The 7,543-nt window shown below is 41.9% G+C and carries 7 protein-coding genes; 3 read left to right on the forward strand and 4 right to left on the reverse strand.

Translation table 11 applies throughout. From position 1 onward, the window contains the following. Position 1: 1 nt before the first annotated feature. Entirely contained in the window at positions 2-2,050 is a 2,049-nt protein-coding gene (locus L1077_RS20435) for a GMC oxidoreductase (RefSeq protein ID WP_237138753.1), read from the forward strand. A gap of 19 nt (positions 2,051-2,069) precedes the next feature. Beyond that, positions 2,070-2,411 (forward strand): chorismate mutase, encoded by a 342-nt coding sequence (locus L1077_RS20440; RefSeq protein ID WP_237138754.1) that lies wholly within the window; start codon positions 2,070-2,072, stop codon positions 2,409-2,411. A gap of 43 nt (positions 2,412-2,454) precedes the next feature. On the opposite strand, the gene L1077_RS20445 is transcribed toward L1077_RS20440, so the two are convergent. Beyond that, complete coding sequence (locus L1077_RS20445; protein WP_237138760.1) at positions 2,455-4,482, reverse strand: tetratricopeptide repeat-containing sensor histidine kinase; 2,028 nt, start codon at positions 4,480-4,482, stop codon at positions 2,455-2,457. 395 nt (positions 4,483-4,877) lie between these two features. On the opposite strand from L1077_RS20445, the gene L1077_RS20450 reads away from it, so the two are divergent. Next, positions 4,878-5,297: a hypothetical protein gene (locus L1077_RS20450; RefSeq protein ID WP_237138755.1), complete on the forward strand. Its 420-nt coding sequence runs from the start codon at positions 4,878-4,880 to the stop codon at positions 5,295-5,297. 67 nt (positions 5,298-5,364) lie between these two features. Here the strand turns inward: L1077_RS20450 and L1077_RS20455 are convergent, their stop codons facing one another. The 3 genes from L1077_RS20455 to L1077_RS20465 all read right to left on the reverse strand — a co-directional run bounded on the left by L1077_RS20455 (position 5,365) and on the right by L1077_RS20465 (position 7,368). Then, positions 5,365-5,643: a transcriptional regulator gene (locus L1077_RS20455; RefSeq protein WP_237138756.1), complete on the reverse strand. Its 279-nt coding sequence runs from the start codon at positions 5,641-5,643 to the stop codon at positions 5,365-5,367. Then, a complete protein-coding gene (locus L1077_RS20460; protein ID WP_237138757.1) occupies positions 5,636-6,130 on the reverse strand; it encodes a hypothetical protein in 495 nt (164 codons plus the stop codon). The genes L1077_RS20455 and L1077_RS20460 overlap by 8 nt, the downstream gene beginning before the upstream one ends. Before the next feature lie 116 nt (positions 6,131-6,246). Then, the gene (locus tag L1077_RS20465; RefSeq protein ID WP_237138758.1) at positions 6,247-7,368 is read right to left on the reverse strand and encodes an FAD-dependent oxidoreductase; all 1,122 of its coding nucleotides are present in this window, start codon (positions 7,366-7,368) and stop codon (positions 6,247-6,249) included. Positions 7,369-7,543 lie beyond the last annotated feature (175 nt).

Below are 7,543 nucleotides of genomic sequence, written 5' to 3' on the forward strand. Positions count from 1 at the left end.
CATGAGTAATTCAAATTCATCTAATACACCGATCCGGGCTAACACCGTAATTATAGGGTCAGGATTTGGTGGCAGTGTGGCTGCACTGAGGCTTTGTAAGCAATTAGAAAATACCAATGAGCGTGTTATTTTGCTCGAGCGCGGTAAAGATTGGTGGGGTAATTTAACAGGTAAAGACGGTCAGGCACAAAACGGTGCAGAGTCATTACCGCCATTTTGTAATTATCGTCAACCTGATGGACGCGCGGCGTGGATGGCAACAGAAGAGCCATTTGGCACGCCTGTAGGGGATATCACCCTTGGCTTAAATGACATTCCGCTTAACTTTAACGATGGTGAGTTTGCCAAGCGACCGGTGAAAAAATATCCGGGGTTAGTTGAAACCATTGAAGCGGAAAATATGACGGTTTGGGTTGGCGCAGGTTTGGGCGGTACATCACAGGTATATAATACTATTTTCCAAAAGCCCTCAAAAGATGCGTTCAATCTGGCATTTAGAGATCCAGAAAATCAAAGCACCAAGTTGTTAAGCTACGATGATATTGCAGCTCAGTATGATGTTGTTGAATCAGTAATGAAGCCAACAACCATGATTGATAAGGCAACTGATACCGACGCAACTTTGCAATTCAATCAAGTAACAAGTGCGCAAATCGATCAAAGCAACATTCAAACTGAAATGGCGAGCCTAAGCGAAAATGCGAATGACAATCCAATCTCTATTGCTGCTTCGCCGGATTACCTCTCAACTCGGGTGTTTTTAGAGCAGGCGCAAAAATTACAGGCTGATAAACAAAAATATGATCTCGCGTCGGTGGAGCCCAAATTTAGCACCTTGGCACTAGATTGGTCTGTGGTTGCCAATGAAGTATCTGGCTCCATGTTACCTTCTGCAACGATTGGGGAGATGTGGTATGGCATGAATAGCTACCATGAAGTTGACGCGTGTCGTGGCAAAACGTTTTATGGTATTAAAAAAAGTCTAGACCAAAATTACCTCGCGCAAGCTAAAGAGACCAATCAGTTAGATATTGAATGTTTGAGCGAAGTAACGAGCATCAATCGCATTGCTAAAGGCGATAAAGGTGGGTTTGTTTATCGGGTTGCGGTAAATAAAATTAACGAAGCCAATGTGGATGCACCACAGCAAATTATTTATGAAGCTGACAATGTTATTATGTCAGCGGGTTCCATGCACACAGCACGTTTGCTGCTCGAGTCCTCCAACTCTCCGAGTCTAACAGATGTCACTAATACTGGACTACCAGAACTGAGCCACTATGTAGGTAAATTCTGGGGACAAAATGGTGATTTATTTGCTACACAGTTTTGCAATCAAGATGTACGGCCAGCTAATGGTGGCCCGGGATCTGCTGAGTGTGATTTCTTATTTGGTGGTAAAGGGCAGCAGCCTAAAGCCTATCTGGAAAAAAATCACGCGTCACCATTTACCAAGATGGTGGTTTATCCAGTTTGGTATGAAGAAACCGTGTCTATCCAAAATACGCTCATGATGGGAGTCTGTCGAGATACCGCCCCTGGGCAGTTTGTAAAACAGTGTGATGGTACGTTTGGCTTGTCATATCCACAGACACTAGAGATTGATGGTAAGTATGAAGGGGGGATGGGTGATTCGATCAATACAGCATTAAAGACATTAAATGCATGGAAAGAAACCAATACTGCCAATTTGAGTGAGGACGACCAGCGCAAACTAACCCGCTTTAAAGGGTATCGCGGTCCATTGCATTGTAGTAACAATACGCAGCGTACATTGGTTGCAAACTCAGATGTTGAAAACGAACATTTTGATGTGGCTTATGGCATGACTCCGCACCCATTAGGCGGCTGTGTGCTAGGTAAAGCATGTAATAACTATGGTGCACTTAAAGACGCTAAGGGCGCTGTTATTCCTGGGTTATACGTGGTTGATGGTTCACTCATCCCAGGTAGCACAGGTGCTTGTACGCCAGCTTGGACAATTGCAGCTGTAGCTGAACATTGTATGGCTAAAATTGCGCCGGAAATTAAGCAAAAAATTACCTGTTAATACTAAGGAGGGTAAACACATGACTGTTGATTTTGAAAATGAAACTAAGCTACCAAGCAAGCATGGCTATGACGGTGATTATGCAAATGCACTGGCAGAATTGAGAAGTGGCATTAATCATATAGATAAGCAACTTATCAGTTTGGTTGCAGAACGCTTTTCTAAGATATCAGAAGTCGGCGATTTAAAGGCCATTTTTCATCAGCCTGTCGAAGACTGTAAGCGTGAGCATTGGGTATTAGATCAAGCGCTTGAAAACGCAAAAAGAAATGGTGTATCTGAGTTTTTAACAAGAGAGCTAATGGATGTATTGCTAAAGCACTCAAAAGCTGCGCAAGCTAAACGCGTTCGAGGTTTGTAATTACCTTACTCATTCTATGCCGCCGCCCAAGTATTTGGGCGGTTTATATCATGTTAGTAGCTTTCATTTTTGGTATTTTAATTATAAACCTTGCACCATTCGCTTGATGCTCATAGCTGATCTCACCATTTAAAACATGGACAACTGAGTTATAAGCGATATTCAGACCCAACCCTAAATTTCCCTCGCTGAGTTGGCTTGTATAAAAGGGGTCAAACATATGCTTTTGATCGTCCTCAGAAATACCTATGCCATTGTCTTGATAGGTAATCAGCACATAATTACCGTCATTTTTGACCTCAATATTAATGTGTTTAGATGATTGCTGTGCAAAACCATGCGCACAAGAATTGTTTACTAGCTGAGAAATGACCTTTATCAAAGTCTCTGGATGAGAGTGAATATCTACGGCATCGCCAGTAACTGTTAAAACAACATCAGATTCGATGCTTTGTGAAATGAGAGTGCACCTTTGAGTTAAGAAGCCAAGTACTTCAAAGTTGGAAGCGTCACTGGTATCTAAATTCGCGGCGATTTGTTTAAAGCGTGCGATCATGTCAGCAGCGCGCCCTGAATTGTTGGCGGTCAAAGCCAACATTTCGGAGGCTTCTTCTAAGAAGATTTTTAATTGTGTTGCACTGAGCGTTTGATCCAACAGCAGTTGACGTATTTCTTTTAGCTTTTCTTCAAGGCATGAGGCTGATGTGACAACAAGCCCTAACGGTGTATTAAGTTGATGAGCCATGCCTGATACTAAAGTTGTCATTGCTGCCATTTTTTCGGCTTCTAGTAATTGTTTTTGGGTCGCTTTTAAATTGTCTAGCGTTTCAATTAAGATGAGGTTTTTTGTTTTTATTCGCCGTACAAAATAGCCAGTGAGTAATATAATTATCACCATGGCGATGATCATGATAATTAACTGTGTTTTAACTGCTTGGGTATTGAGCTGGTGAAGCGCGTTTTCTTGAGTAAGCTTAGCAATATCACGCTCCTTTATGGCCAAGTTCATTTGGGCCGCATGAAAAGCAACGCCTATTTCAGCCTGCCCTTGTAAAAACTTGAGCTTGCTTTGCATCAGCAAAGCGGATGTGTCGAGTGCACTTTGTAAGTCGTTGACTTGTTGATAGTACATCTTGAGCAGCTGATAGGCTTCTGACTTTTCTTTGTGTCTGGTGTGTTCGTCACTTAATTTGATGATTTCTTTTAAGCGAGTTTCTGTGTCTTGATACGCTTTTTGTGAAAGCTTAATCTTCATGAGGTCTATTTGCGGCCCAATGCTATCAGCGATGGCATTGCTGTTCTTGCGTATTTTTGTCGCGCGTTCTAAGTGTTGTTTTGCAAGTTCCAGCTCACCCAACGCGATATAAGTTTTGCCTAGGTTATGGTGGGACCAAGAGCTATGGTAAGTGAACTCGTTTTGCTCTCTAAGGCTTAAGCTTTGCCTGTGAAATGCCAATGCTGTTTGATATTCGCCTAGTCCAAAATGCGCTTCTCCGAGATTGTTCAAACCAACAGCCATTTGTTGAGCGAGTTCTCTTTGTTTGGCGTCTTGATAAAAGCGTTGAAAATAGGCCTTTGCATCTTCATAGCGGCTTAATTTTAAATAGACATTACCGATGTTGTTTTCGGTTTGTCGAAGAAATAGCTCAGTGTCCATTAAGGCCGCTAGTTTGTAGCTTTCCAGGTAGTTCTCAAGGGCTCTTTCATATAACCCCATGCGAGTTAATGCACCTGCTGTGAGGCTATAATAACTGTATAAAATGGTGGGATCTGAGACTTCAATACTCATTTTTTTACATTGTGACAAAGTCGATATTGCACTGTGCATGTCATCGGTTTGAATTTGAAACCAAGCCTTACCATATAACAAACGAATTTTTTGTCTGGTACTCAGCTGTTTATCGAACTTAAATAAAAAGTACTCGGTGGTCGATATCGCTTCTAAGGGGGATTGAGAAGATGCACTGCGTATTTCTGCTCTTATCTCTTCAAATTCAGCCTCGGTGAATGATGCGGCGAGGGCATTGAGACTAACAAACAACAATATCCAAGTAATACAACGTAACAACATCAAACGTTGGCTCTCTATTTGACTACTGAACACTAAGCATAGCAGCTAGGCTTTTTTTGACACGGGTCTATTTGTGAAGAAAATTAAATTCATAAAAATATTAATTTATAGGTACTTATAATGTGGTTTGGCTGAGCTTTGCATTCTAAGAAATGGAATCAAGTGCGAGTGCAACGGTAGGCAAGCAGGGCAAACATTGTTGTTAAATGTGATTTTGTAATTGATAATCATTTTCGTTTATTGGGGTGTGTTCACTAGTGTTTATTCACCAATTTTTGTAACCAAGTGTAATGGTAGAAGAGCAAGAAAAGAGTAGTATTTTACCCAAGGGATGCGCACCTGAACCTCTTAGCTTAAGTTGCTAAGTTTTTTAAATTAACTTTTAAGGAAATTTCATGTTAAAACTCAGTTCAGCTGTAAAAATTGTCTCATTAGTGTCTGTATTTGCTGCCACCAGTGCATTTGCGATAGAGAAATGTACATTGGCTTCTCCAAAAGCAGCTGTGAATTTTTGCTACCAAATGAATGCTTGGGATATTGCGGCTATTCAAGGGAATAAAATGCAATATGGTCCACTTTATGGGTGTAAACAAGAAGCTGAAAGTGGCGGTATTGGTCATGCTCTTTGTGATGAAGGCGGAGTAACGACGAAGCGCGTCTTGGCGAGCCCTGAAGAAGCGCTAGCAAATTGTTATAGTATGGGGTACTGGGATATTGCCGCAATTCAAGGTAATAAAAAGCAATTTGGTCCAGGTTATGGTTGCAAGCAGGAAGTTTACACCGGTGGGATTGGGCACGCTTTAGTTAAGTATTAAGGCTGGCTTTATAAGTAGCTACTTGCATGATTAAGCGCTGAAAGTTATTCAGCGCTTTTTATGAGTACTAGGCTATGATCTTTTTTAATGCCGCGACATGAGTGTTAAATGCCGCTCTGCCATATTCTGTGAGGGATACCCAAGTACAGGGGCGGCCTTGGTTACTGCGTTTTGACGTCACTATATATTCGGCTTCTTCTAATACTTTCAGCTGCTTTGAGAGTACGGAGTCGCTGACATCTAGCTGCAATTTAATCAGTTTAAAGTCGAGCTCTGCGCTGGTGGCCAGCATCGCACAGATCTGTAAGCGGTTTGGCGCGTGGATAATGGGGTCTAGATCACTCATTTGGACGCTCCATGCTTACAACTTCACCTGTCGGATACATTCGTTGTAACCAAACAAGCACACCACCACACATTAGGCCGCATACCCAAGGAATAAAATTCAACTCAGTAAATAGCGTAAGCTCGCGGCTTACAACAACCATTACTGCAAAAAATAGTGCGCTATAAATATTGAGTCTTTTACTGGCATTGGAGCGGGGCAATATGGCAGGCTTGATCCCTAATAAATGACAGCGGTATAAGTAAATTGCGACAGAGAACGCAAATATGGCCCCACCGACGATCATCATGAGTGCCCATTGATTTTCGTGTCGCATTAGGCCATATCCTGCGACAATCGCGCCATAGCTCAAACCTGTGATAGCGCTTAGCCACATTGGCGGGCGGCTATGTTCAATGGTTTCTTGCTGCGTGGATTGAATGCTTGCAAGCGCTTGTTTCGCTGCATCTTTATCTACTTCTGTGATGTTATTTTGTGTATCTTTCATTGTTCGCTCTCCTTAACTTTCCACAATGGAAACTAAAACTTAGTCTACACTTTCCAACTTGGCAAGTAAAAACTTTCCATAATGGAAAGTTTAAAAAGCGATGTTTCATGAATGAGCTATGAAAGTAGATTAGGAGCGGTTAAACCTTGCATCCAAAGCATACGCAATTTTTCAGGGGTCATTTTTACCGGCTGCTGAGGTATGTCAGAGAAAAATTGCTTAGCCAAATGCCGACCTATTGTTTGTGCTGTCGTGGTTTTGTTGATTCGCGTTTGGTAAAAGTGATTTAGTGCGTCAGGTATCGCTTCATGCTGATTGAGCAAGTGGGTTAAATGCCACACATCTTCGAGTGCTTGGCTCGCTCCTTGGCCAGAAGTTGGCAGTGATGCATGGGCAGCGTCACCGATCAGCACCACGTTGTTTTGATGCCAGTAAGGGAGCGGCTCTAGATCGTGGACAAAAATATGATTGCAACTATGCATATTTGCCGTATGCAGTATTGTGCTAATGGCCTTGGGCCAATGTTTAAATTGACTTTGTGCTTCTTTGAACCACTGTTGTGTTGTGTAATTTTTATTTATGTCACAGGCCCAAGCAGCAGCCCAATAACATGAGCCTGCTGTTGCTGGGACAATGCCAAAGCGCACGCCATTTTCACGAAATTCCTGAATAGGGTTGCTCTTGACACTGGCTGGGGTCGGACTGGTGCCAATGAGGTTGATAAACCCTTGATAAATAGGTTCAATGGGTGTTTGAAAAATTGCAGCTCTTACTTGAGAGTGCATTCTGCCATCGGCACCGACCACAAGGTCAAACTGACTAGAAAGCTTACCTATATCTTGGCTATCAACAGGCGAATTAAAGTGACACAAGATATTGAGCTGCATGACCTGCTCATACAAGCAAAGCATTAAGTCTTTGCGTAAAATACTGATGCTTGGATAGCCACATTCTTGGCTGAGTTGTGAAAGATCTAATTTTGAGAGTACTTGCCCTTGCTGGTTCATTTGCTGGACACCGCATGGTTGCACTCCAATTTCAGAGATGGCCTTAGTTAACTTCATTTTATCCAACACAAACATGGCATTAGGCCATAGCGTTACGCCTGCGCCAATTTGTGATATCTCACTGCTTTTTTCAAACACCTCTACATCAAAGCCTTGTTGTGTGGCAAAAATAGCCATGCTTAGACCTGCGATGCCTGCGCCAATAATTGCGATACGTCGCGTATTTTGCATTTTATATATCTCCATTTAAATCATAGCCAGACTTTGACAAATATAAATAGTGGGATAAATTGGCAGTTATGGTTTTCATAATCCCAAATTATGAGTGAATTGTGTTAGATAAAGAAAGTTATGAAATAGTGACTTCTTAATTTTTATTGTTTTTATTTTTTTAGTGTTTTTAAGT

This window comes from Pseudoalteromonas luteoviolacea, from assembly GCF_021654285.1.
Classification (GTDB): domain Bacteria; phylum Pseudomonadota; class Gammaproteobacteria; order Enterobacterales; family Alteromonadaceae; genus Pseudoalteromonas; species Pseudoalteromonas luteoviolacea_J.